This window comes from Mycobacterium novum (assembly GCF_010726505.1).
Taxonomy (GTDB): domain Bacteria; phylum Actinomycetota; class Actinomycetes; order Mycobacteriales; family Mycobacteriaceae; genus Mycobacterium; species Mycobacterium algericum.
This window is the reverse complement of the sequence record NZ_AP022562.1, coordinates 3,065,450-3,088,918: the sequence shown is the minus strand read 5'-3', so window position 1 is coordinate 3,088,918 and position 23,469 is coordinate 3,065,450. Positions and strand designations below refer to the sequence as shown.

Annotated in this window: 20 protein-coding genes; 10 read left to right on the top strand and 10 right to left on the bottom strand. The window is 69.6% G+C overall.

The genetic code is table 11. The features are described 5' to 3' along the window. The first annotated feature begins 14 nt into the window (after window positions 1-14). From metX to G6N19_RS14295, 3 genes are all read left to right on the top strand, one after another. Window positions 15-1,151 (top strand): homoserine O-acetyltransferase MetX, encoded by a 1,137-nt coding sequence (gene metX, locus G6N19_RS14305; RefSeq protein ID WP_193465163.1) that lies wholly within the window; start codon window positions 15-17, stop codon window positions 1,149-1,151. Further along, window positions 1,148-1,900 carry a class I SAM-dependent methyltransferase gene (locus tag G6N19_RS14300; protein ID WP_013830120.1) on the top strand — a complete coding sequence of 251 codons (753 nt, stop codon included), beginning with the start codon at window positions 1,148-1,150 and terminating at the stop codon, window positions 1,898-1,900. Before metX ends, G6N19_RS14300 begins: the two co-directional genes overlap by 4 nt. 104 nt (window positions 1,901-2,004) lie before the next feature. Beyond that, window positions 2,005-2,439, top strand: a complete 435-nt coding sequence (locus G6N19_RS14295) for a DUF732 domain-containing protein (RefSeq protein WP_041318570.1) — start codon at window positions 2,005-2,007, stop codon at window positions 2,437-2,439. Here the strand turns inward: G6N19_RS14295 and G6N19_RS14290 are convergent. Both G6N19_RS14290 and G6N19_RS14285 read right to left on the bottom strand, forming a co-directional pair. Beyond that, the gene (locus tag G6N19_RS14290) at window positions 2,436-2,678 is read right to left on the bottom strand and encodes a DUF3017 domain-containing protein (RefSeq protein ID WP_049793046.1); all 243 of its coding nucleotides are present in this window, start codon (window positions 2,676-2,678) and stop codon (window positions 2,436-2,438) included. The two genes, G6N19_RS14295 and G6N19_RS14290, sit on opposite strands and share 4 nt — an antisense overlap. Before the next feature lie 44 nt (window positions 2,679-2,722). Further along, window positions 2,723-3,571, bottom strand: coding sequence for a bifunctional methylenetetrahydrofolate dehydrogenase/methenyltetrahydrofolate cyclohydrolase (locus G6N19_RS14285; RefSeq protein WP_041320128.1), 849 nt, complete (start codon window positions 3,569-3,571; stop codon window positions 2,723-2,725). Between the two features lie 60 nt (window positions 3,572-3,631). Here G6N19_RS14285 and G6N19_RS14280 point away from each other — a divergent pair, with 60 nt between their 5' ends. Continuing rightward, the gene (locus G6N19_RS14280) at window positions 3,632-4,831 is read left to right on the top strand and encodes an NADH:flavin oxidoreductase (protein ID WP_013830124.1); all 1,200 of its coding nucleotides are present in this window, start codon (window positions 3,632-3,634) and stop codon (window positions 4,829-4,831) included. A gap of 66 nt (window positions 4,832-4,897) precedes the next feature. Then, on the top strand, window positions 4,898-7,558 hold the full coding sequence (locus G6N19_RS14275) for an ATP-binding cassette domain-containing protein (protein ID WP_041318573.1): 2,661 nt from the start codon (window positions 4,898-4,900) through the stop codon (window positions 7,556-7,558). Between the two features lie 27 nt (window positions 7,559-7,585). Here the strand turns inward: G6N19_RS14275 and G6N19_RS14270 are convergent, their stop codons facing one another. Genes G6N19_RS14270 through G6N19_RS14255 form a run of 4 tightly spaced genes read right to left on the bottom strand, consistent with a single transcriptional unit; the run spans window position 7,586 to window position 11,837 of the window. After that, on the bottom strand, window positions 7,586-8,152 hold the full coding sequence (locus G6N19_RS14270; protein WP_041320130.1) for a GTP-binding protein: 567 nt from the start codon (window positions 8,150-8,152) through the stop codon (window positions 7,586-7,588). A gap of 4 nt (window positions 8,153-8,156) precedes the next feature. Further along, entirely contained in the window at window positions 8,157-8,549 is a 393-nt protein-coding gene (locus G6N19_RS14265; protein WP_013830127.1) for a DUF742 domain-containing protein, read from the bottom strand. Window positions 8,550-8,556: 7 nt separating this feature from the next. Beyond that, complete coding sequence (locus G6N19_RS14260) at window positions 8,557-9,003, bottom strand: roadblock/LC7 domain-containing protein (protein ID WP_013830128.1); 447 nt, start codon at window positions 9,001-9,003, stop codon at window positions 8,557-8,559. Further along, entirely contained in the window at window positions 9,000-11,837 is a 2,838-nt protein-coding gene (locus G6N19_RS14255) for an ATP-binding protein (RefSeq protein WP_013830129.1), read from the bottom strand. The genes G6N19_RS14260 and G6N19_RS14255 overlap by 4 nt, the downstream gene beginning before the upstream one ends. A gap of 310 nt (window positions 11,838-12,147) precedes the next feature. Here G6N19_RS14255 and G6N19_RS14250 point away from each other — a divergent pair, with 310 nt between their 5' ends. After that, window positions 12,148-12,393, top strand: coding sequence for a hypothetical protein (locus G6N19_RS14250; protein WP_133054432.1), 246 nt, complete (start codon window positions 12,148-12,150; stop codon window positions 12,391-12,393). Between the two features lie 70 nt (window positions 12,394-12,463). Further along, the gene (locus G6N19_RS14245; protein ID WP_013830131.1) at window positions 12,464-12,928 is read left to right on the top strand and encodes a tRNA (cytidine(34)-2'-O)-methyltransferase; all 465 of its coding nucleotides are present in this window, start codon (window positions 12,464-12,466) and stop codon (window positions 12,926-12,928) included. A gap of 16 nt (window positions 12,929-12,944) precedes the next feature. Here the strand turns inward: G6N19_RS14245 and G6N19_RS14240 are convergent, their stop codons facing one another. From G6N19_RS14240 to G6N19_RS14230, 3 genes are read right to left on the bottom strand one after another with little or no spacing between them, the layout of a single operon-like run. Beyond that, complete coding sequence (locus G6N19_RS14240) at window positions 12,945-13,592, bottom strand: nitroreductase family protein (protein ID WP_013830132.1); 648 nt, start codon at window positions 13,590-13,592, stop codon at window positions 12,945-12,947. Window positions 13,593-13,608: 16 nt separating this feature from the next. After that, window positions 13,609-14,607 (bottom strand): MOSC domain-containing protein, encoded by a 999-nt coding sequence (locus G6N19_RS14235; protein WP_193465162.1) that lies wholly within the window; start codon window positions 14,605-14,607, stop codon window positions 13,609-13,611. A gap of 41 nt (window positions 14,608-14,648) precedes the next feature. Next, a complete protein-coding gene (locus G6N19_RS14230; RefSeq protein ID WP_013830134.1) occupies window positions 14,649-17,933 on the bottom strand; it encodes an error-prone DNA polymerase in 3,285 nt (1,094 codons plus the stop codon). 113 nt (window positions 17,934-18,046) lie between these two features. Between G6N19_RS14230 and G6N19_RS14225 the strand changes: the two genes are divergently transcribed. Next, entirely contained in the window at window positions 18,047-18,478 is a 432-nt protein-coding gene (locus G6N19_RS14225; RefSeq protein WP_193465161.1) for an MmpS family transport accessory protein, read from the top strand. Further along, window positions 18,475-21,369, top strand: coding sequence for an MMPL/RND family transporter (locus G6N19_RS14220; RefSeq protein ID WP_013830136.1), 2,895 nt, complete (start codon window positions 18,475-18,477; stop codon window positions 21,367-21,369). Before G6N19_RS14225 ends, G6N19_RS14220 begins: the two co-directional genes overlap by 4 nt. A 9-nt stretch (window positions 21,370-21,378) precedes the next feature. On the opposite strand, the gene G6N19_RS14215 is transcribed toward G6N19_RS14220, so the two are convergent. Continuing rightward, the gene (locus tag G6N19_RS14215) at window positions 21,379-22,251 is read right to left on the bottom strand and encodes a universal stress protein (RefSeq protein ID WP_013830137.1); all 873 of its coding nucleotides are present in this window, start codon (window positions 22,249-22,251) and stop codon (window positions 21,379-21,381) included. Between the two features lie 71 nt (window positions 22,252-22,322). Between G6N19_RS14215 and otsB the strand changes: the two genes are divergently transcribed. Next, on the top strand, window positions 22,323-23,432 hold the full coding sequence (gene otsB / locus G6N19_RS14210) for a trehalose-phosphatase (protein ID WP_193466400.1): 1,110 nt from the start codon (window positions 22,323-22,325) through the stop codon (window positions 23,430-23,432). Window positions 23,433-23,469: the final 37 nt, after the last annotated feature.

The window sequence follows — 23,469 nt, the reverse complement described above, 5'->3', positions numbered from 1 at the left end:
TCAAAGAGGCCACGGTGACGATTTCGGAATTCTCGACCCACGTGCTGCCCGCCGAGGGAGAGACCGGCACGGTCGGCATCGGCCCGCTGCGCTTGGAGAGCGGAGCGGTGCTCGATGACGTCCATATCGCCGTGCAGCGCTGGGGCAAGCTGTCGCCGCGTCGCGACAACGTCGTCATGGTGCTGCACGCGCTGACCGGGGACTCCCATGTCACCGGGCCGGCCGGGCCCGGACATCCCACCGCGGGCTGGTGGGACGGGATCGTCGGGCCCGGCGCCCCGATCGACACCTCCCGCTGGTGCGCGGTGGCCACCAACGCCCTGGGCGGCTGCCGCGGATCGACCGGCCCGGGTTCGCTGGCCCGCGACGGGAAACCCTGGGGCTCACGGTTTCCCGCCATCTCGATTCGCGATCAGGTGGAAGCCGACATCGCCGCCCTGGCCGCGCTCGGCATCACCGAGGTGGCCGCGGTGGTGGGCGGTTCGATGGGCGGCGCCCGCGGGCTGGAGTGGATGATCGGCCACCCGGACCGGGTGCGCGCCGGCCTGCTGCTGGCCGTCGGCGCCCGGGCGACCGCCGACCAGATCGGCACCCAGAGCACCCAGATCGCCGCGATCAAGGCCGACCCGGACTGGTGCGGCGGCGACTACCACGGCACCGGCCGCAGTCCCGAGAGCGGGCTGGCGATCGCCCGGCGCATCGCGCACCTGACCTACCGCGGCGAGGCCGAACTCGACCGGCGATTCGGCAACAGAGCGCAGGCCGAGGAAGACCCAGCGGACCCGCGTTACGCGGTGGAGAGCTACCTGGGCCACCAGGGCGGCAAGCTGGTGGCGCGGTTCGACGCCGGCAGTTACGTCACGCTGACCGAATCGCTGTCCGGCTTCGACGTGGGCCGCGGCAGGGGCGGGGTCGCCGCCGCCCTGCGCGACTGCCCGGTACCGGCCGTGGTCGCCGGGATCACCTCCGACCGGCTGTATCCGCTGCGCCTGCAGGCCGAGCTGGCCGAGCTGCTACCCGGCTGCGCGCGCCTGCAAGTGGTCGAGTCCGACTACGGCCACGACGGCTTCCTGCTGGAGACCGACCGCGTCGGAGAATTGATCCGCCAGACCCTGGACTTGGCGGACTCGGCGGGGGTGCACCGGCGGTGAACCGGTCGCGGCAGCCCCGGCACGATCGATCGCTGTCGTTCGGCTCGCAGGCGGCCGCCTACGAACGGGGCCGCCCGTCCTACCCGCCGGAGGCGATCGACTGGCTGCTGCCACCGGACGCCGCCGACGTGCTGGATCTGGGTGCCGGCACCGGCAAGCTCACCACCCGGCTGGTCGAGCGCGGCCTGAACGTGGTGGCCGTCGACCCGATCGCCGAGATGCTCGAAGTGCTGCAGACCTCGCTGCCGCAGACCCCGGCCCTGCTGGGCACCGCCGAGCAGATCCCGCTGCCCGATGACAGCGTCGACGCCGTGCTGGTGGCGCAGGCCTGGCACTGGTTCGACCCGGCACGGGCCATCCCCGAGCTGATCCGGGTGCTGCGCCCGGGCGGCCGGCTGGGCCTGGTGTGGAACACCCGCGACGAGCGGCTGGGCTGGGTCAAGGAACTCGGCGAGATCATCGGCCGCGAAGACGCCCGCGACGCCGTCGACGGCGGCGTGACACTGCCGGCGCCGTTCGGTGCGATCGAACACCACCAGCTGGAGTGGACCAACTACCTGACTCCCCAGGCGCTGATCGACCTGGTCGCCTCCCGCAGCTACTGCATCACCTCACCGGACGCAGTGCGCACCAAGACGCTGGATCAGGTCCGCCACCTGCTGGCCACCCATCCGGCGCTGGTCGGTTCGACCGGGCTGGCGCTGCCCTACATCACGGTGTGCGTGCGGGCCACGCTGGACCCGTCGTAGGCAAACCGTGACCCGGCCGACTCGTCGGCGTTATCCCTTTGATGCAGAATTTCAACCACCAGTCCCCGTGCCGCTCGGCGCCGGGCAGATAGACGGGGGAGATAATGCGACGCTTCGTGGCCCTGACCGGCCTGGGGATATGTGCCGGCCTGATCGGCGCCGCGGCGCCGGCGCAGGCGAGTCCGATCGACACCTCGTTCTTGTCCGATCTTGCCGGGGCGGGCGTGCCCGTCGGTGACCCGGCCGCGACCGCGGAGCTGGGCCAGTCCGTCTGCCCGATGCTGACCGAGCCGGCCGGCACCGCGGCCTCGGTGGCCTCCCCGGTCACCGCACTGGGCGGCGGGCCCGCCATGTCGCCGGAGATGGCGCAGCTGTTCACCGAGATCGCGGTGCAGGCCTATTGCCCGCAGATGCTGGCGCAGCTGGCCAGCGGCCAGCTTCCGGAACTGCCGCAGATCCCGGGGATGTCGGTCGGCATCCCCGGTCTGACCGGGGGCATCCCGGCGATTCCGGCGATTCCGGTCATCCCCGCCGCCTAACTGGTTCCCAGCGGGTCGACGGTCGCGGCGATATAGACCATCGCCGTGGCGGCCGTCGTCATCGTCGCGAAGTCCAGTCCCCGGTCCCGCAGCACCAGCAGCCCGGCCCGCTCCTCGGACAACACCAGCCGCAGCGCGGCGGCCACCGCGGTGCCGATCCCGATCAGCAGGGCGCCGCGACGCCAGAAGTTCGCGCCGGCCAACACGAACGCCGCCACGAAGATCAGCCCGACCAGCATGATCGGCCACTGGGCGGCGACCAGCCGGCGGACGTCCGCGCGCGTCACAGTCCGCTCTCGACCCGCTCGACGACGTTGGTCAGCAGGAAGGCCCGGGTCAGCGGGCCGACCCCGCCGGGGTTGGGCGACACGTGACCGGCCACCTCCCACACGTCCGGATGCACGTCGCCGACCAGTCCGGCATCGGTGCGGCTGACGCCGACGTCGACGACGGCCGCCCCGGGACGCACCATGTCCGCGGTGAGCAGATGCGGCACCCCGACACCGGCGACGATGATGTCGGCCTGGCGAGTGAGCTCCGGCAGGTTGCGGGTTCCGGTGTGACACAACGTCACCGTGGCGTTCTCCGACCGGCGGGTCAGCAGCAGGCCCAGCGGGCGCCCGACGGTCACCCCGCGGCCGATCACCACCACGTGGGCGCCGGCGATCGGCACGTCGTAGCGGCGCAGCAGGTGCACGATCCCGCGCGGCGTGCACGGCAGCGCCGCCGGGGTTCCCAGCACCAGCCGGCCCAGGTTCGTCGGGTGCAGCCCGTCGGCGTCCTTGGCCGGGTCGACGCGTTCCAGCGCGGCGTTCTCGTCGAGATGGCGGGGCAGCGGCAGCTGCACGATGTAACCGGTGCACTCCGGGTTGGCGTTGAGCTCGTCGATGGTGTCGTCGAGCTGCGCCGCGCTGACGTCGGCCGGCAGGTCGCGGCGGAGCGAGGTGATGCCGACCTTGGCGCAGTCGGCGTGCTTGCCGCGCACGTAGGCGTGCGAGCCCGGGTCGTCGCCGACCAAAATGGTGCCCAGCCCCGGAATGCGGCCCGCCCGGGCGAGGTTGTCCACCCGGGCTTTGAGGTCGACGAAGATCTCGTCGCGCGTGGCCTTGCCGTCCAACGTGATCGCACCCACGCCGGACATTGTGACATTCCCCGCCGGATCCGACGTCACCGTCGGGGTTAAGCTCCGGGAATGCCTGCTGCTCCCGACGTCTTCAGTCCGGCCAAGCTCGGCCCGATCACGCTGCGCAATCGGGTCATCAAGGCCGCCACCTTCGAGAACCGCACCCCCGACGCGCTGGTCTCCGACGACCTGATCACCTACCACCGGCTGCCGGCCGCCGGCGGGGTGGGCATGACCACCGTCGCCTACTGCGCGGTCTCCCGCGGCGGCCGCACCTCCGACGACGGACTGTGGATGCGCCCGGAGGCCCTGCCCGGGCTGCGCCGGCTCACCGAGGCCGTACACGCCGAGGGTGCGGCGGTCAGCGCGCAGATCGGCCACGCCGGCCCGGTCGCCGACGCCCGCTCCAACAAGGCCCGCGCGCTGGCGCCGGTACGGTTCTTCAACCCGATCGGCATGAGGTTCGCCAAGAAGGCCACCCGCGACGACATCGACGCAGTCATCGCCCAGCACGCCGACGCCGCCCGCTGCGCCGTCGACGCCGGCTTCGACGCCGTCGAGATCCACCTCGGTCACAACTATCTGGCCAGCTCGTTCCTGTCGCCGCTGATCAACCGCCGCTCCGACGAGTTCGGCGGCTCGCTGGGCAACCGGGCCAAGGTGGCCCGCGGAATCGTGCAGGCGGTCCGCCAGGCCGTCGAGAAGGACGGCGCCGGCCAGATCGCCGTGACGGCGAAGCTCAACATGTCCGACGGGGTGCGCGGCGGCATCAGCCTGGACGAGTCGCTGACCACCGCCAAGTGGCTGCAGGACGACGGCGGCCTGGACGCCCTCGAGCTGACCGCCGGCAGCTCGCTGGTCAACCCGATGTACCTGTTCCGCGGGCATGCCCCGGTCAAGGAGTTCGCGAACGTCTTCCCGCCCCCGTTGCGCTGGGGCATGCGGATGACGGGCAACAAGTTCCTGCGCGAGTACCCGTACCACGACGCCTATCTGCTGGACGACGCCCGGCTGTTCCGCGCCGAGCTGTCGCTGCCGCTGATCCTGTTGGGGGGCATCACCAACCGAGAGACCATGGATCAGGCGATGGCCGAGGGCTTCGAGTTCGTCGCGATGGCCCGGGCGCTGCTGGCCGAACCGGACCTGGTCAACCGGATCGCGGCCGAGCCGGCGACGGTGTCGGAATGCATCCACTGCAACCAGTGCATGCCCACGATCTATGAGCGCACCCACTGCGTTGTCACCGGCGCCCCGGACGTCCTGCGCTGAGGATCCGCGCCGACTCGCGGCGCGCGGACCGGCGGTCACTTCTGTCCGCCCGATACAGTTGATCCGATGAGTCACCCTGCTCCGCCGGTGCTGACCGTGCGCTATGACGGGTCGCAAGGCACATTCTCCGCAGGCCACGACGTGGTCATCGGGCGTGACCTGCGCGCCGACATCCGTATCCCGCATCCACTGGTCTCCCGCGCGCACCTGCTGCTGCGCTTCGAGCAGGGCAGATGGCTCGGAATCGACAACGGCTCGCTGAACGGCATTTACGTCAACGGCCAGCGGGTGCCGATGGTCGACATCCGCGACGGCCAGTGTGTCAACCTGGGCAACCCGGACGGCCCGCGACTGTCCTTCGAGGTCGGGCGGCACCAGGGCCAGGCCGGCAGGCCGCCGCAGACCGTCTCGATCCAGGTGCCGCAGCCGGGCCAGCCAGGAATCGCACGCCCGGGCCGGCCGCCGCAGCAACCCCCGGGCCGGCCCGCCGCGCCGGTGCCCCCCGAACCGGCGCACTACCCGGATCCGCGCTCGGCCGGACACCCCGGCATCCAGCAGCCGCTGCGGCCCGGCCCGCCGCCGTATCAGCCCCCGCCGCTGACCCACCGGCAACCGGCATACCCGGGGGCCGGTCCATCCGGCGACGCGGCCCTGCGCCAGAGTTTCGCGCCACCCGCGCCCGCCGAGCCGTTGCCACCGCGGCAACCGTCCACCCGGATGGCCCCGGTGGCCGCGAAGCCACCGGAGGTCGGCAACCTCGCCACCCGGATGATCGACATCCTGCGGCCCGGATCCGCCTCGCCGCCGGATGCGCCCGCCGGGGCGTTGACCATCGGGCGCGCCACCGACAACGACATCGTCATCTCCGATGTGCTGGCCTCCCGGCACCACGCCATGCTGATCCCGACTCCGCTGGGCACCGAGATCCGCGACAGCCGAAGCATCAACGGCACGTTCGTCAACGGTGTCCGGATCGGCTCGGCGATCCTCACCGAGGGCGACCTGGTCACGATCGGCAACGTCGACCTGGAATTCCACGGCGGCAGCCTGGTACGCCGCACCGAGACCGCGACGGGCAGTGGCGGGCTCGAAGTTCGGGACGTCTGCTTCGACGTCGAGGGCGGCAAGCGGCTGCTCAACAACATCTCGCTGACCGCCCGGCCGGGCACATTGACCGCGATCATCGGCGGCTCCGGCGCCGGCAAGACCACGCTGGCCCGGCTGATCGCCGGCTACACCCGGCCCAGCTCCGGCTCCGTGCTGTTCGAGGGCCACAACATCCACGCCGACTACGCCTCGCTGCGCAGCCGGGTCGGGATGGTCCCGCAGGACGATGTGGTGCACCGCCAGTTGACGGTGAACCAGGCGCTGGGCTACGCCGCCGAGCTACGGCTGCCGCCCGACAGCAGCCAGGCCGATCGCGATCAGGCCGTCGCGGAGGTACTCGAGGAACTCGAGATGACCAAGCACGCCGAGACCCGGGTGGACAAGCTCTCCGGCGGCCAGCGCAAACGCGCCTCGGTGGCGTTGGAGCTGCTGACCGGGCCGTCGCTGTTGCTGCTCGACGAACCGACGTCAGGTCTGGACCCGGCACTGGACCGTCAGGTCATGCTGATGCTGCGCGGTCTCGCCGACGCCGGACGCGTGGTGCTGGTGGTCACCCACTCGGTGGCCTACCTCGATGTCTGCGACCAGATCCTGCTGTTGGCCCCCGGCGGCAAGACGGCATTCATCGGCCCGCCCGACCAGGTGGACACCGCCCTGGGAACCCGCAACTGGGCCGACATCTTCGCCAACGTGGGCGCCGATCCCGACGAAGCCAACCGGCGCTTTCTGGAGCGCGAAGGGGGCCAGCGGTCCTCGGTGGCGCTGGCCGAGACACCCCCCGCCGACCTCGGCAAACCGGCGGCCACCAGTCTGCTCAAACAACTGTCGACGATCGCGCGCCGCCAGGTCCGGCTGATCGTCTCCGACCGTGGCTACTCGATATTTCTGGCCTTGCTGCCGTTCATCGTCGGGATCTTGTCGTTGACCGTCGAGGGCGACCACGGGCTGGGCATACCCGGGCCCGATGCCCCCACCGAACCGCGATACATCATGGTGCTGCTCAATATCGGCGCCGTGTTCATGGGTACCGCGCTGACCATCCGCGACCTGATCGGCGAACGCCCGATCTTCCGAAGAGAGCAGGCCGTCGGACTGTCGACGGTCGCCTACCTGCTCGCCAAGGTCGCGGTGTTCTGCGTGTTCGCCACCGTCCAAGCCGCGATCGCCACCACCATCGTGGTGCTGGGCAAGGGCGGCCCGGCGCGCGACGCGGTGCTGTTCGGCAACGTGAACTTCGAGCTGTTCCTCGGGGTGGCCGGCACCTGCGTGGCCTCGGCGATTCTCGGCTTGGCGCTGTCGGCGTTCGCCCAGTCCAACGAGCAGATCATGCCGATGCTGGTGGTGTCGATCATGTCGCAGCTGGTGCTGTCCAGCGGCATGATCCCGGTCGGCGGCCGGACCGGTCTCGACCAGATGTCCTGGCTGACGCCGGCGCGCTGGGGGTACGCGGCCGGCGGGTCGACCGTCGACTTCAACACCTTGATGAACGCCCCGCAGATTCCCAAGGACCGGCTGTGGGACCACACCCGGGGCATCTGGCTGCTCGACATGGCGATGCTGGCAGTGCTGTCGGTCTGCTACGCCGTGGTGGTGTGGTGGAAGATCCGGCTCAAGCGCTGAGCCGGTTTCACCCCGGGCGGCACCCGCTCAGCCCTGGGCGGGCGCCAGCGCCGACAGCGCGTATTCGCTGATCGCGATGAGCGCATCGCGGGCGGACCGTTGGTCGCGCGCATCGACGGTGATCACCGGGATGTGATCGGGCAACGCCAGTGCTTTGCGCACCGCGGCGACCGGATAGCGCGGGGCGCCGTCGAACTCGTTGATCGCGATCAGGAACGGCAGGTTGCGGTGCTCGAAGAAGTCGACGGCGGCGAAGCTGTCCTGCAACCGCCGGCAGTCGGCCAGGATGATCGCGCCGATGGCGCCGCGAACCAGGTCGTCCCACATGAACCAGAACCGGCGCTGCCCCGGCGTGCCGAACAGGTACAGCACCAGGTCGTCGGCCAAGGTGATGCGGCCGAAGTCCATCGCCACCGTGGTGGTCCGCTTCTCCGGGGTGGCGTCGAGCGTGTCGACGGCCGCCGAGGCGTCGGTGACCAGTGCCTCGGTGCGCAGCGGCATGATCTCCGAGACCGTGCCGACGAATGTGGTCTTGCCGACCCCGAACCCCCCGGCGATGACGATCTTCGTCGACGCTGACTCCCTTGGGCGGATCGGACTAGCCGAGCGCTCGTAGGCCACGAAGCGTCCTTCCTATCAGTTCTCGTCGTTCGTCCCGGGTGGAAGCCTCGCTCAGCGTGCGACGCACCCGAAGGTATCCCGACGTGACCAGATCCCCCACCAGAACCCGTGCCACACCCACCGGCAGGTCCAGCCGAGCAGCGATCTCGGCAACCGACGGGCCGGTCTGACACAGTTCGACGATACGGCCGCGCGGATCACCGGCCGGCCACTGGTTGGGTTGCGCCGGGCGCACCGTCTGCACCGGGGCCTCCAGCGGCAGGTTGACCTCGGTGTGGGTGCGGCCCGCGGTCAGCGTGTACGGGCGCACCAGGCTGGCCTCGGTTTCCGGGGCCTGGTGGACCTCCGGCGAGCCGGGCAGGTCCCTCACCGGACCCTCACGACCGGCCGCCCGGCGACGGCGCCGCGGACCGGCGCGCCGACTGCACCACCGCGCCGACCCGCTCCACCAGGACCGCCATCTCGTAGCCGACCTGGCCGATGTCGCAGGAGGCGCTCGCCAATGTCGCCAGGTGCGAGCCGTCGCCGACCCGCATCAGCAGCAGGTAACCGTGCTCCATCTCCACCACCGACTGCAGCACCCGGCCACCCTCGAACAACTGCGCCGCCCCGGTGGCCAGGCTGGCCAATCCCGACGCCACAGCGGCCAGCTGATCGGCGCGTTCCTTGGGCAGGTGCTCGCTGGCCGCGACCGTCAGTCCGTCGACCGACACCAAGACCGCGTGCGACACCCCGGGAACGTCGCGGGCGAAGTTGGTCACCAGCCAGTCCAGCGAGCCTTCGGGAGCGCGCCGCTGGTCACTGTGATCGCTGGGAAAAGTCATTGCTGGTTCTGTCCCTGGTCGGTGTCCAAGTCGTTTTCGAAGTCGTGTTCGAAGTTGCTTTCCCGGGCGTGCGATCTCGCGGCGCGCACCCCGCCGAAGTGGCTGCTGATCGAGGAGCGGATCGCCGCGGGATCCCGTTCCGGCGCCTCGCGGGCCGGCCCGCCGTTGGATGCTACCGGTTCGCCGGTGTCGTCCAGCCGCTGCGCCGGAGGGCCCGAACCCGCCGGCGGCGGCTCGGCTTCGGCCGAGCCGGGCACCAGCCGGGCGCCGGGTTCGCGGACCGGCAGGCCGTGCTCGGTGTGGGCGGCGACCGGCATGTTCTCCACCTCGGCGGCCACCGACCAGCCACGATCCCACACCGACTGCCAGTCCAGGTCGGCGCGCAGACCCGGCTCGTAGGGATCGTTGCCCAGCGACTCCGAAAGCATCCGTTGATAGATCGTGTCGGTGTCGCTGCCGGTGTTGCGGCCGGCGTCCCCGGTGGCGCCGCGAACCCGGGCCCGCGCGCCGAAGTATGCCGAAGTGTCTGCCGGAGAAGACTTTTCGATCACCGGCTCGGGTTCGGCGAAAGCGTCCTCGGCCGGTTCCCGAAGTCGGTCTGCGGCCTGCTCGTCGGCCTCCCACCAGGGTTGCGGCAGTTCGCGGCGCTCCCGGCCGGCCTCGTCCTCGGCCGGTGGCCGCACCGGCGACCCGGCGGGCATCCCGGTGATGCCACTGGACCCCGGGGTGCGTCGCGGCAGCAGCGAAACGACGGGACCGGGACCGGACTCCGGCGAGTCCTCGTACGGCTCGTGCGCCTCGTACCGCTCATGCGCCCCGGCGGGCTCATACGTCTCAGAGAGCTGGGGCTCGTCGGGCTGGTAGTGCTCGTACGCCTCGGGGTGGCTCGGGCCGGCGTGGTACGGCGGCGGAGCCGGCTCCTCGGTCTCCCGGTAGCTCAGCAGGTGCGGCGGCAGGTACACCTCGGCGGTGATACCGCGCGACCCCTGCGACGCGGGGAACAACCGGACCTCGATCCCGTGCCGGTGGGCCAGCCGGGAGATCACGAACAGACCCATGTGGCGGGCGTTCTCCGGGCTGAACTCGCCGCCGGCCGCCAGCCGCATGTTGGCCATCCGCAGATCGGAGTCGGTCATGCCCAAACCGACGTCGACGACCTCGACCACCACTCCGCCGTCGTTCTCGAGTCCGGCGACCACCCGCACCGGCTCGGTGGGCGCCGAATAACGCAGCGCATTGTCGATCAACTCCGCGAGCAGGTGCACACAGTCGGCCGCCGCGGCGCCGATCACCGTGACGTCGGGCACCAACACGGTCCGCACCCGCTGATAACCCTCCACCTCCGAGGCGGCGGCACTGATCAGCGTCGCCAGCGGGGTCGCCCGTCCCCGCTCGTGCGGCACCCGCGCCCCCGCCAGCACCAACAGGTTCGCGCCGTTGCGCCGCATCCGCGCGGCGAGGTGGTCCAGCCGGAACAGACTCTCCAGCCGGTCCGGGTCGTCCTCGTTGCGCTCCAACCGGTCGATGAGCGCCAACTGCTGGTCGACCAGGGACCGGTTACGCCGCGACATCGTCTCGAACATCTCGTTGACCAGCCGGCGCAGCCGGGCCTCGTCACCGGCCAACAGCAGCGCCTGCGCGTGCAGCTCGTCGACGGCGTGGGCGACCTGACCGACTTCCTCGGTGGTGTAGACCGGCAACGGGGCGGGTTCGCGTTCGTCACCGGCACGCACCCGCGCGATCTCGTGTTCGAGGTCGGAGTGGGCGACCCGCAGCGCGCTGTTTCGCAGCGTGCGCAGCGGCCGCACCAGCGAGCGCGCTACCAGCCACACCGCCAGCAGCGTGGCGATGGTCGCGGCCAGCACCAGTGCGATGTCACGGATGGCGGCGGCGCGGCGATCGGCGGCGCGCTCCTCCACCGCCCTGGTCACCGCCCCGGTGTTCTCGGCGATCAGCCGTGCGGCGATCTGGTCGGTGGTGCGGATCGAGTCCCGCAGCACCGGGTTGTTGGGCAGCACCTGTTCCGGATCGGACATGATCGCCATCCGGGTCACCAGCTGCTGCTGCAGGGCCTTGGCGTCCGGGGAGTCGACACCGAGTACCTCGGTCATCCCGAACAGCGTGGAGGGCTCGGTGCCGGCCAGCGTCATCATCGAGCTGCGCAGTTCCGGGTCGGGAACCTCGCCGCCCCGGTTGACCAACAGTTCCTGCATCATCATCTGACCGCGGGCGCCGACGGCGCGGCTCAGGCCCTCGGTCTGCGCCCGGATCCGTTCACTGTCCAGCCGAACCGAGCCGTTGATGGCGTCCTCGGCGGTCAGCAGGATCGGCGCGTAGCCGGTCACCTCCTCGCGCAGCCCCAAACCGGCGGTCGACACCGCGTCCAGCAGGCCCTGGCCCCGCTCGATGAGCGTGCCCACCCCGGAGCGAACGTCGGTCGCGACGTCGGTGTGCGACAGCCGCGACTGGAGTTCGTACATCCGGTTCTCGAAGTTCTTCCGGGCGCCCTCGGCGTCGCCGTCGGAGGAGGCTGCCACCAGCGCGTCGCCCAGCGCCGACATGTAATTGGTGATCGCCGGGATCATCTCGGCGCGGTCGGCGACCAGCCGCAGCCGGTTGGCCTCCGACAGCGCACCGGAGATACGCAGCCCGCCGAAGACACCGGCCAGCAGCATCGGCAGCAGCGCGATCGCCAGCACCTTCCATCGCACCGGCCAGTTGCGCACCGACCACCGCGACGGACGTTTCACCGCCGCTGCAGCGGATTCGTTCTCACGGTCGGCCAGGCCGTCGAGGGCGGGATCCACCTCGTCCGGGTGGTCGAAGAGCGTCACTGCTCGGCGGCCGGTTCGCCGACCGCTCGGCTGAAATTCACCGTTTGCGCCTTCATTCATCGCAAGCTTCCGGCACATCGCACCCGCTGAACCGACAGCGGCGTGAGACCGCGCCTTGATCTGGGCCGACTTCAGTCGGCAATTCGACGAGTATGACAGTCTGCGTGTGCCATCACCATAGCCTTAACCGAAAAGGCACAGCTCCCGAGACGGTTCCGTGTCCCGCGAACGCCGCCGGCTGGTGGTGCTGCTCCACTGCCCCGAACAGCGTTGTCGACGACGTGTCGGTGAGCTGATGGACAATCGGGGCATGACACGGCTGAGTCGGATTGTGCTGGCGGTGGTCGCTGCGGCCGGCGCGGGACTGCTGGGCCTCACGGCCCCGGCGCGGGCCGAACCGGGCTACGGGCAGGACTGCATCCTGCCCGGTGTCAACGAGTGCCGGCTGATGCCGGAGGGCAACCGGCCCCATGATGTGCAGCGGTGGTGCCCCGGCGGTCAGGGCTGGGTGAACGTCTTCACCCCGTGCCGGGACTACTACGGGCCGTATTCGTGAGCGGTCGCTAGACCTGGAGACGGACGCGCCGACGTATCCGGTTTGCCACGCTGACGTGCCACCATCAGTTGTGTTCAAAGTGTTGTTCCACTCACCGCGCATCCCGCCCAATACCGGCAACGCGATCCGGATGGTGGCGGCCACCGGCGCGGAGCTGCATCTGGTGGAGCCGCTGGGCTTCGATCTGTCCGAACCCAAACTGCGCCGCGCCGGGCTGGACTATCACGACCTGGCGGCGGTCACCGTGCACGCGTCGTTACCCGACGCCTGGGCGGCGCTGATGCCGGCACGGGTGTTCGCCTTCACCTCGCACGCCGACACCTCGTTCGCCGACGTGTGCTACCGGGCCGGTGATGTGCTGATGTTCGGCCCGGAGCCCGACGGGCTGGACGCGGCGACGCTGGCCGACCCGCACATCACCGGGCAGGTGCGTATCCCGATGCTGGCCGGCCGGCGCTCGTTGAACCTGTCCAATGCCGCCGCGGTCGCGGCCTATGAGGCGTGGCGCCAGCACGGCTTCCCCGGCGGGGTGTGAGGCGAACGGCGTGCGATCACCACGTGTCCCAGTGCGCCACCTGCTCGGCCGGTAGCCGCTTGGCCGGTTTGAAGTCGGTGCCCTTGGTGTAGGCGATCGGAAACAACCCGCCCTGGCTGTACTTGTCGTGCGGGATGCCGAGAACGTCGGCGGCCTGCTTCTCGCCGTCCTCGAGCAGGTGCAGCGTCGTCCAGCAGGAGCCCAGCCCGCGGTTGCGCAACGCCAGGCAGTAGCTCCACGCGGCCGGGAACAGCGACGCCCAGAATGACGCGCTGAGCCCCAGCGGCGCGTTCTCCACCCGGCCCTCCAGGCACGGGATCATCAGCACCGGCACGTCCTGCATGTTCTCCATCAGGTACCTGGCCGAGTCACTGACGAATTCCATCCGCTCGCCGCGCACATCACCCTCGCCGTAGTCGGGCTTCATCCGGTCCAGGTAAGGCAGGGCGTTGGCGCGATAGATATCGGCGATCGCCTGCTTGCGGACCGGGTCGGTGACGAACATCCACTGCCAGCCCTGGGCGTTCGAGCCGGTGGGTGCCTGCAGGGCGATCTCCAGGCATTCCATCAGCACCTCGCGCGGAACCGGTTTGTCGAGGTCCAGTCGCTTGCGGACGGATCGGGTGGTGGTCAGGACTTCGTCCGCGGACAAGTTGAGGTTCATCTGTGCAGGCTAGCTGCTAATTCTGCTGGAGTTTCAGACCGCGCGTGATCGCCGTGGTACCGGCCTTCATCAGCAGGCGTTTGACCCGCATGGCGCCCGCTCCAGCGGTGGCGGCAAGGATCGAACGATCTGACGGGACGAAATCAAGCGGATCGCCCTCGCGGAGTTCCCCGCTTCGGATAACCGTTCCGTAGACGCCGAGGCAGTGATTGGTGTGGGCGGCGATGCTGCGGGTGATCTGCCGGTCGCGGCGCAACTCCGGCTGGGCGTGCGACGGCATCACGCAGCGGACGGTGGGCAGCAGTGGTTTGAGGGCGGCCAGCGGCGCGTGCAATGTGCCTCCGCACCAGTCGGTCTCCGGATGGTCGGAAGTCCCGGAAGTGCTAGCCGCGTCCACCAAGATCGTGGGGCGAAAGCGCCGAACGTCGAAGTCGGAACCCGGGGTCAGCCCGGTCATCGTGCGCAGGGTCTGCTCGGTGATCACGTGCACCGGATAGGCATCGACATAGCTGCCGACCGGGGTGATGTAGCGGCTCAGCTCGGCGAGTTTCTTGACCGGAAACATCGACAGATCCGGGAGTGGTTCGCCGGCGTCGAGACCGAAGTAGTTGTGCAGATCGGCCGCGCTGGCCATCTGCCCGCGATACTGATCGCGATCCTCGATCGGTGGCAGCGGCCGCAGTTCGACGTCTCGGTCGAGGTACGACGACAGCGCGGCGTGGACTTCCGGATCGGAACTGGAGATCTCGCTGCCGTCGGGGAATCCGATAAGCACCTCCGGCGCGTGGCCGGGGCCGGCTTCCGGTGGCGGCGGCAGCGCATACCGCGCTGTGCACAACAACAGCCCCGCCAGGCGCTTGGCGCTGGTGGTCGCATTCTTCTCCAGGTCGCGGACCGCCCACGTCCGGTCCGCGTGGAGGCCCAGTTTGCCGACCCCGGCGGTGCTGACGCGCTGTCCGCCCATGGATTTCACCGGGTAGCGCCAAATTCCGCTGATTCGACCGACCGCATGCATACTCTGCAGAGCCTAATCGGCCGGCGCGGGACAGCCCGGCGTCACCGGAAGTCCCGAGAGCGCGACCCCACCGCCAACTCGAGGGCGCCCAGTCGCTCGGCCAGCACGGTGATCGCCCCGCTGGCGTTCTGCACCCGCCCGCGGATCAGCAGTGCCGTGGCGGTCTGCGCCAGCCGGCGATGCCGCGTCCACACCCCCGGCGTGCACAACACGTTGACCATCCCGGTCTCGTCCTCGAGGTTGACAAACGTCACCCCGCGCGCGGTCGACGGCCGCTGCCGGTGCGTCACCGCGCCGGCCACCAGCACCCGGGTGCCGTCGGGGACGCCTGCCAGCCGGGTGGCCGGGATGACTCCGATCGCGTCGAGGTCGGCGCGCAGGAACTGGGTCGGGAAGCTGTCCGGCGAGACCCCGGTGGCCCATACGTCGGCGGCCGACAGCTCGATCTCGCTCATGCCGGGCAGTTCCGGAGTGTGCCCATCGCAGCCGGACACTCCCACCCCGGGCAACCGGTCCGGCCGTTGTCCCGCTGCCGAGCCGGCCGCCCACAGCGCCTCGCGGCGCGACATGCCGAATCCGCCGAACGCCCCGGCGGTCGCCAACGCTTCGGCCTGCGGCGTCGAAAGTTGCACCCGAGCAGTCAGATCCAGCATCGACGCGAACGGGCCATGGGCCGCACGATCGGCCACCAGCCGCTCAGCCAGGTCGACACCGATACCGCGGACGGCCCCCAACCCGAGCCGTACCTGCAGGCCGGCCTCCTCCAGCGTGGCGTGCGCCAGGCTGGCGTTGACGTCCGGGCCGTGCACGACGACCCCGTGCCGACGGGCGTCGGCGACCAGCGACTGCGGCGAATAGAAGCCCATCGGTTGCGCCCGCAGCAGGGCGGCGCAGAACGCTGCCGGGTGATGCAGCTTGAACCAGGACGAGTAGAACACCAGCGACGCGAAGCTCATCGCGTGGCTCTCCGGGAACCCGTAGTTGGCGAAGGCTTCCAGCTTCTCGTAGATCCTCATCGCCACCGCACCGGTGATGCCGTGGCACTGCGCCATGCCGTCATAGAACCGGTCTCGCAGCCGGCGCATCCGCTCCGGTGACCGCTTGGATCCCATCGCGCGCCGCAACTGGTCGGCCTCCCCCGCGGTGAAACCGGCGCAGTCCACCGCCAGCGTCATCAGCTGCTCTTGAAACAACGGAATTCCCAGGGTTTTCCGCAGCGCACGCTCCATACACGGATGCTCGTAGGTCACCGGGTCGACGCCGTTGCGGCGGCGAATGTAGGGGTGTACCGACCCGCCCTGGATCGGCCCGGGGCGGATCAGCGCCACTTGCACCACCAGGTCGTAGAACACCCGCGGGCGCAGCCGCGGCAGGGTGGCCATCTGCGCGCGCGACTCCACCTGGAACACCCCCACCGAGTCGGCGCGGGCCAACATCTCATACACCGCCGGTTCGGACAGATCGATCGCGGCCAGGTCCACCTCGATGCCCTTGTGCTCGGCAACCAGGTCGATCGCGTAGTGCAGCGCCGAGAGCATGCCCAGCCCCAGCAGATCGAACTTCACCAAACCGATGGCCGCACAGTCGTCTTTGTCCCACTGCAGCACACTGCGGCCGGGCATCCGCGCCCATTCCACCGGGCACACGTCGGCGATCGGGCGGTCACAGATCACCATGCCGCCGGAGTGGATGCCCAGATGCCGTGGCAGGTCGGCGATCTGGGTGGCCAGGTCGATCACCGGGCCGGGAATACCTTGGATATCAGCGTCTTCGGCGCGGTGCAATGAGCCCCAGCGGCCCAGCTGCTTACTCCAGGCGTCCTGCTGCCCCGGCGAGTAACCCAGCGCGCGGGCCATGTCCCGCACGGCGCTGCGGCCCCGGTAGGTGATGACGTTGGCGACCTGGGCGGCGTGGTCGCGGCCGTATTTGTCGTAGACGTACTGGATCACCTCTTCGCGCCGATCCGACTCGATGTCGATATCGATGTCGGGTGGGCCGTCGCGGGCCGGGGATAAGAACCGCTCGAACAGCAGCTCATTGGCCACCGGGTCGACCGCGGTGACGCCGAGGGCGTAGCAGACCGCGGAGTTCGCCGCCGACCCCCGGCCCTGGCACAGGATGTCGCTGTCCCGGCAGAACCGGGTGATGTCGTGCACCACCAGGAAGTAGCCCGGAAAGCCCAGCTGCGCAATGACTTCCAGTTCACGCTCGATCTGAGCGTAAGCACGCGGGGCACCCGAGGGCGGGCCGTAGCGCTGTTCGGCGCCGGCCAGGGCCAGCCGCCGCAGCCAGCTGTCCTCGGTGTGTCCGTCCGGGACGGCAAACGGCGGCAGCCGCGGGGCGATCAGCGCCAGCGGAAACGCGCATCGTTCGCCGAGCTCGGCCGCCGCCGGCACCGCCGACGGGTGCGCGGCGAACAACCGGGCCATCTCGGCGCCGGAACGCAGATGCGAACCGCCCAGCGGGGCCAGCCGGCCGGCGGCGGCATCCAGGGACTGTCGGGCGCGGATCGCCCCCATCGCCATCGCCAGTCGCGCCCGCGACGGCCCGGCGAAATGCGCAGCGGTGGTGGCCACCACCGAGACCCCGAACCGGGGCGCCAGCGCGGCCAGCGCCGCATTGTGCTCGTCGTCGTAAGGATCGCCGTGCCGGGTCAGCTCGACGCTGACCCGCGCGGCCCCGAACCGGTCCACCAGGTCGGCCAGCGCCGTGGCCGCGGCATCCGGCCCGCCGGCGGCCAGCGCCTGGCGGACGTGGCCCTTGCGGCATCCGGTCAGGATGTGCCAGTGCCCGTCGGCCGCCTCGGTCAGCACGTCCAGATCGAAACGCGGCCTGTCCTTCTCGCCGGCCAGGTGCGCGGCGGCGATCTGCCGCGACAACCGCCGGTAGCCCTCCGGGCCGCGGGCCAGCACCAGCAGGTGCGGGCCGGGCGGGTCCGGGTCGTCGGTGCGCGCGCCCGGCCCCAGCGACAGCTCGGCGCCGTAAACGGTGGCGATCTCCTGCCCCGCGGCGGCGAGCTCCGCGGCCGCCTCGGCGAACCGCACCACCCCGTATAACCCGTTGTGGTCGGTCAGCGCGATCGCCCGCAGGCCCAGCCGGGCGGCCTCGACGACCAGCTCCTGCGGGGTGCTGGCCCCGTCCAAGAAGCTGTACGCCGAGTGCGCGTGCAACTCGGCATAGGGAACCGTCGGGCCGCGCGGCGGCGGGCGCTCGGGCCGCGGCTCCGTGGGCTCGCGATCAGCCGACACACCACGGGTGTGACGAGGCTTACCATCGAGCACTCGCTCCATTTCCGCCCAGCTCGGCGGGCCGCTTCCCCAGCCCATACCCGACAATCTATCGAACATATGTACGAGACGCTTGGGTGGAGTGTGAAAAAGAACTTTGATGCACTAATCTGTGTCAGGTTCCGACACGATGCGAAAGGCCCACTGCTTTCATGTTCGGCGTTGTCAGACGCGCGTGGTTACCCCTGCTCATCGTGATGGTTCTCTTGGTGGGGGGGTTCGTCGTGCATCGCATTCGCGGCTACTTCGGCGGTGATGACAGCGGCAGCAGCGCCGCGCCGTTCGAGGACACCAAGCCGTTCCACCCCAAGGTGGTGGTCTACGACATCTTCAGTCCGGACGGGACCTACGCCGACATCAACTATCTGGACCTGGAGGCAACGCCGCAGCGGGTCGACGGCGCCAGCCTGCCGTGGTCGCTGACCCTGTCGACCACCAACCCGGCGGTGAGCCCCAACATCGTCGCGCAAGGTGATGGCAGCACCATCGGCTGCCGGGTCACCATCGACGGCGAGCTCAAGGACGAACGCGTCTCCAGCAGCCCCGTGAGCGCCCAGACCTTCTGCATTGTGAAATCAGGATGAGCAAACACATCAGCGACGACACCCCGACCGAAACGCTGCCGGCGGCGCAGCCGCCGCACCGCGGCGCCATCGCGACATGGATCCGCCGGCTGGCGGTGCCGGTCATTCTGATCTGGGTGGCCATCACCGTGGTGGTGAACGTCATCGTGCCGCAACTCGACGAGGTCGGCGCGATGCGCGCGGTATCGATGGCCCCCAAAGACGCCCCGTCGATGATCTCGATGATGCGCATCGGCAAGACCTTCGATGAGTTCAAGTCCGACAGCTCGGCGATGGTGGTCCTCGAAGGCGACCAGCCGCTCGGCGATGAGGCGCACAAGTACTACGACGAGCTGGTCGCCAAGATGGCGGCCGACACCGAGCACGTCGAGCACATCCAGGACTTCTGGAGTGACCCGCTGACCGCGGCGGGGTCGCAGAGCCCGGACGGCAAGGCCGCCTACGTGCAGGTCTACCTGGCCGGCAACATGGGCGAGACGCTGGCCAACGACTCGGTCAAGGCCGTCCAGAAGATCATCGCCGACACCCCCGCACCGCCCGGCGTGCACGCCTACGTCACCGGCGGGGCCGCCCTCAACGCCGATCAACACATCGCCGGCGACAAGAGCCTGAAGGTGATCACCGCGCTGACGTTCGCGGTGATCATCGTGATGCTGCTGAACTTCTACCGGTCGATCGGCACGGTGCTGCTGGTGCTGGGCATGGTGGTGTTCGAGTTGAGCGCCGCGCGCGGCATCGTGGCCGTGCTCGGCTTCTACAACATCATCGGGCTGTCGACGTTCGCGGTGAACCTGCTGGTGACGCTGGCCATCGCCGCGTCGACGGACTATGCGATCTTCCTGCTCGGCCGCTATCAAGAGGCCAGAGCGCTCGGCGAGGACAAGGAGTCGGCGTTCCACACCATGTATCACGGCACCGCGCACGTGATCCTGGGCTCGGGGCTGACCATCGCCGGTGCGACCTTCTGCCTGTCCTTCACCCGATTGCCCTACTTCAAGTCACTGGGTGTCCCGCTGGCGATCGGCATGGTGGTGGTGACGTTCGCGGCGCTGACCTTCGGCGCCGCCGTGGTGGCAGTCGCCAGCCGCTTCGGGATGCTCGAGCCCAAGCGGGCGATGCGGATCCGCGCCTGGCGGCGGCTCGGCGCGATGATCGTGCGCTGGCCGGGACCGGTGCTGGTGGCCACCACCGGGGTCTGCCTGGTCGGGCTGCTCACCCTGCCGGGGTATGAGACCAACTACAACGACCGGGAGTACATGCCGGATTACGTGCCGGCCAACATCGGCTACGCCGCCGCCGACCGGCACTTCTCCCAGGCCCGGATGAACCCGGAACTGCTGATGATCGAGGCCGACCACGACCTGCGCAACCCGGCTGACTTCCTGGTCATCAACCGAATTGCCAAGCGGGTGTTCGAGGTACCGGGCGTCGGGCGGGTGCAGACCATCACCCGGCCGCTGGGCACCCCGATCGAACACACCACGATCCCGTTCGCGATCAGCATGCAGGGCACCACTCAGCAGCTGAACATGAAGTACCAGCTCGACAGCATGCGAAACATGCTGAAAATGGGCGAGGACATGCAGGTCTCCGTCGACAGCATGAAGGCGATGCTGGAAGTGACCCGGGAGATGTCGGTGACCACCGACGCCATGGCCCAAAAGATGCACATCATGCTCGGCGACATCCAGAAGTTGCGCGACGAGATGGCCGACTTCGACGACATGTGGCGCCCGATGCGCAGTTACTTCTATTGGGAGCCACACTGTTTCGACATCCCGATCTGCTGGTCGATCCGGTCCATCTTCGACATGATGGACGGCATCGACGCGATGACCGAGGACTTCGAGCTGGTGCTGCCCGACATCGACAACCTCGCTCGGCTGATGCCCAAGATGCTCGAGATCATGCCGCCGATGATCGAGACCATGGAGAACATGCGGACCACCCAGCTGAAGATGCAGTCCACCATGGAGGGCCTGCAACTGCAGATGGAGAAGATGATGGAGGGCCAGAACGCCATGGGCAAGGCGTTCGACGACTCCAAGAACGATGACTCGTTCTATCTGCCGCCCGAAGCGTTCGACAACCCCGACTTCAAGCGCGGCATGAAGATGTTCCTGTCCCCCGACGGGCATGCGGTGCGGTTCATCATCAGCCACGAGGGCGATCCGATGTCCCCGGAGGGCGTCAGCCACATCGTGCCGATCAAGAACGCCGTGCACGAGGCGCTCAAGGGCACCCCGCTGGAGGGCTCCCGGGTCTACCTCGGCGGCACCGCGGCCATGTTCAAGGACATGAAGGACGGGTCGGCCTGGGACCTGATGATCGCGGGCATCGCCTCGCTGTGCCTGATCTTCATCATCATGCTGCTGATCACCCGGGCGATCGTGGCCTCGGCGGTGATCGTCGGCACCGTGCTGTTGTCGCTGGGCACCTCATTCGGGATATCGGTGCTGGTCTGGCAACACATCATCGGACTGCATCTGCACTGGATGGTGCTGGCGATGAGCGTGATCATCCTGTTGGCGGTGGGTTCGGACTACAACCTGCTACTGGTCTCCCGGATGAAAGAGGAGATGCACGGCGGGCTCAAGACGGGCATCATCCGCGCCATGGGCGGCAGCGGCTCCGTGGTCACCTCGGCCGGTCTGGTGTTCGCGTTCACCATGATGTCGATGCTGGTCTCCGACCTGCGGGTGATCGGACAGGTGGGCTCCACCATCGGCCTGGGCCTGATCATCGACACCCTGGTGATCCGCTCGTTCATGACGCCGTCGATCGCCGCGCTGCTGGGCCGCTGGTTCTGGTGGCCGCAGCGGGTGTGGACGCGGCCCAGCCCGATCGCCCAGCAGGTTGCGCCGACCCCGGTGTCCGTCGGCCGCGACTGACCGCGGGCGTCACTTCTGCGGGCGGACGACGAGCACCGGCGCGTGCGCTGACTGCACCACCGCCTGGCTCACCGAGCCCAGCAGCATGCCGGTGAAGCCGCCGCGGCCGTGGCTGCCCACCACCACCAGCTGGGCCTGCTTGGACTGCTCGATGAGTTGGTCGGCCGGCCGGTCACAAACCACCACGCGGCGCACCGTGACGTCGGGATAGCGCTCCCGCCAGCCCGCCAGCCGCTCGGCCAGGGCCAACTCCCCGTCCGATGCCATCGCGGCCAGGTCGATGCCGGGGAAATCCAGCATGCCGCTGTCGTGCCAGGCGTACACCGCCACGAGTTCCACCCCCCGCAACGACGCCTCCGCGAACGCCACTTCGGTGGCGGCCTCCGACACCGGAGAGCCGTCGATGCCGACCACCACCGGCGCGGTGTCGGAGTGCGGGTCGCTGTCCGGGTGGGGTTCGTGGATGACCACGACCGGGCAGTGCGCGTGCCGCACCAGTGACGAGCTGACCGAGCCGAGCAGACTGCGGCGCAGCAGCCCGTGGCCGCGGGACCCGACCACCAGCCTGGCGGCGTCGCGGGTGGCGTCCACCAGCATCGGAACCGTCGACCCCACCACGATCCGGGCGTCGACCCGCAGGTTCTCGCCCTGCGTCTCGGCGATTGCGACGGCTTCCCGCAGATGGCGTTCGCCCTGCTCCTGCTGCCACTCGGTGTAGCCCGGCGGCATCGGCGTCTCGGGGAACGTCATCACCACCGGCGGGGCCAGTACGTGGACCAGCGTCAGCGGCAGGTTGTGCAGGGCGGCGGCGCGGGCCGCCCATTCGACCGCGGCGTTCGACGACGGCGATCCGTCGACACCGACCAGGATTGCAGGGTTCACCCCTCCACGCTAAGCGGTATGACACCGTGGTGACCAGCCAAGCGTCCAGCTGGAGGAAGGCGGACCAGAAGTTGCCCATCACGATCGACCCGCGGCGGCACGACGCGGTGCTGTTTTGTCTCGACGCCGACACTGAAGCACTCACCAAGGCCCTGATCCGACGGCTGCAGCAGGCCGGGCTGCGCACGCAACCGGTGGCGTCGAGCGCGCAGCTGGTGGCCGCTGCCGCCGGGCTGGGTGTGCGGCCGGGCCGCAGCGTGGTGCTCACCGACTCCGACGCGGACGTAACCGCCGCGCGTGGTGCGGGTTTCGCCCTGGTCGTCGGCGTGGGAACCGACGGCGGCGACGCGGTGGTGGCCGAGCCGGGCCAGATCGAGGTGCGTACCGGTGATCGGCCGATGTCGGCGCTGGCCGACGCGATGACCGCGCCGGAGCTGAGCGAGCTCACCGATCCGGCGGTGTTCTTCGACTTCGACGGCACGCTGTCGGACATCGTCGAGGATCCCGACGCGGCCCGGCCGGTCGCCGGTGCGGTGGAGGCGTTGGCCGCGTTGGCCGCCCGCTGCCCGGTCGCGGTGCTGTCCGGGCGGGACCTGGACGACGTGCGGGCGCGGATGGGCCTGGCCGGGATCTGGTATGCGGGCAGTCACGGCTTCGAGCTGACCGGGCCCGACGGCGCCCACCATCAGAACGACGCCGCCGCCGACGCGGTGCCGGTGCTGGCCGGTGCCGCCGCGTCGCTGCGCGAGCAGATCGGGACGATACCGGGAGTCGTGGTGGAGCACAAGCGATTCGCCGTCGCGGTGCACTACCGCAACGCGGCCCGGGATCGGGTCGGCGAGGTGATGGCGGCGGTGCGCGACGCCGGGCGGCGGTTGGGGCTGCGGGTGACGACCGGTCGCGAGGTGATCGAGTTGCGCCCGGAGATCGACTGGGACAAGGGCCGCACGCTGCACTGGATTCTGGAGCGGCTGGGCACAGTGACACCGCTGTTCCTCGGCGACGACATCACCGACGAGGACGCGTTCGACGCGGTCGCTGATCTGGCGGGTGCCGGAATCCTGGTGCGGCACAGTGACGATGGCGACCGCGCCACCGCGGCCCGGTTCGCACTGGACAGCCCGGCCCGGGTCGTCGAGTTCACCGCGCGACTGGCCGACGGACTGCCGGCTCGCGGGTGAGCGCACGGCTGGGGACTTCCGTCCCTTCCGTCACGTT